The sequence below is a fragment of the Methylobacterium sp. NPDC097929 genome (assembly GCF_049543375.1).
In the GTDB taxonomy this organism is placed as follows: Bacteria; Pseudomonadota; Alphaproteobacteria; order Rhizobiales; family Beijerinckiaceae; genus Methylobacterium.
This window is the reverse complement of sequence record NZ_JBMVEP010000038.1, coordinates 1-1,432: the sequence shown is the minus strand read 5'-3', so window position 1 is coordinate 1,432 and position 1,432 is coordinate 1. Positions and strand designations below refer to the sequence as shown.

Genomic DNA, 1,432 nt, shown 5'->3' with positions numbered 1-1,432 from the left:
TAGCACTACTTTGGCAGGTTGAGGGAACGCAGCGGGTGTTCGCGGCTTTGCATGCCACGGCGATAGACGTGGGTGATCGCGATGTCGGATGCGGGCGGATGGCGTGACGATCTGGATCGGTGGCTGCAACCGTTCCTGGCTGGCCTGTCGCATCCGGCACGCCGGGCGATGTGCCCATCCTACGTGGCCGGGCTCATCGGCCTGGGTGATCGCAAGAGCGTCCAGCCGATGGCGGCTCGGGCCGATGGGGTTTCCTACGACCGGCTACACCACTTCATCGCGGCCGGGATCTGGGATGAGGGTCCGCTGCAGCGGGCGCTGCTCAACGAGGCCGATCGCCTTGTCGGCGGGGCGGATGCGGTCTTGGTCATCGACGACACCGCGTTGCCGAAGAAGGGTAACCGCTCCGTCGGGGTGGCGCCGCAATATGCCACGACGCTGGGCAAGACCGCCAACTGCCAGACGTTGGTGTCGCTGACGCTGGCGCGCGGCGAGGTGCCGGTGGCGGTCGGCCTGGCGCTGTTCCTGCCCGAGACTTGGACGAGCGACCCGCACCGGATGAGCAGGGCCGGTGTCCCCGAGGACCGGCGCGAGGCCCGCACCAAGCTGGAGATCGCCGTCGCGGAGATCGACCGGGTCCGGGAGGTGGGCGTGCGCTTCGGCTGCGTGCTGGCCGATGCGGGTTATGGGTCCGCCCCGTTCCGACAGGCCCTGAGCGCGCGTGGCCTGACCTGGGCTGTGGGGATCTCGGGACGCAGCAAGGTCTATCCAGCCGACGTGACGATGATCTTCCCCGTCGCGGGGCGCGGACGACCGCGCAAGCGTCACGTCCCGGATCAGGTCTCGGTTGCGGCCGAGACGATCCTGGCAGACATGACCGGCCGGGCGGTGGCTTGGCGGCACGGCACCAAGGGTCGGCTGCGGGGCCGCTTCTGCGCGTTGCGCGTCCGGAGGGCCGATGGTCCGACCCAGCGGATCGGCACAAAAGGCAACCAACACCTGCCCGGTGACGAGGTCTGGCTGGTGCGCGAGGAGCGCGGCTCGGGCGAGCGCAAATACTACCTCACGAACCTCCCCGCCGACGCGACCCTCAAGCAACTGGCCGCAACGATCAAGGCGCGCTGGATCTGCGAGCAGGGGCACCAGCAGATGAAGGAGGAACTCGGCCTCGACCACTTCGAGGGCCGCTCTTGGACCGGGCTGCATCGCCACGCGCTGATGACGATGATGGCCTACGCCTTCCTCCAATCCCGGCGCCTCGCAGCGACGGGACGGAAAAAAAAGAATCGCCTGCCCACCGCCCCAGCCTTCGATGCCGGCCATCCGCCAAGCCATCCTGGATCACCTCAGCCGGCCACCACCGCGGCGATGCCCGTACTGTGAGGCCGCCCTCGACCAGCCACCTTGAAGGCAATCTGCCAAAGTAGTACTA

At 68.1% G+C, this 1,432-nt stretch carries 1 protein-coding gene; it reads left to right on the top strand.

The genetic code is table 11. The annotated features are described in order from the left end of the window. The first annotated feature begins 81 nt into the window (after positions 1–81). The gene (locus tag ACPCJR_RS26275; protein ID WP_391516492.1) at positions 82–1,383 is read left to right on the top strand and encodes an IS701 family transposase; all 1,302 of its coding nucleotides are present in this window, start codon (positions 82–84) and stop codon (positions 1,381–1,383) included. The last annotated feature ends 49 nt before the right edge of the window (positions 1,384–1,432 follow it).

What these genes read in the sequence shown, in the direction of transcription:
- ACPCJR_RS26275 (WP_391516492.1), top strand. Translation starts at nt 82, where the DNA reads ATGTCGGATGCGGGCGGATGGCGTGACGATCTGGATCGGTGGCTGCAA.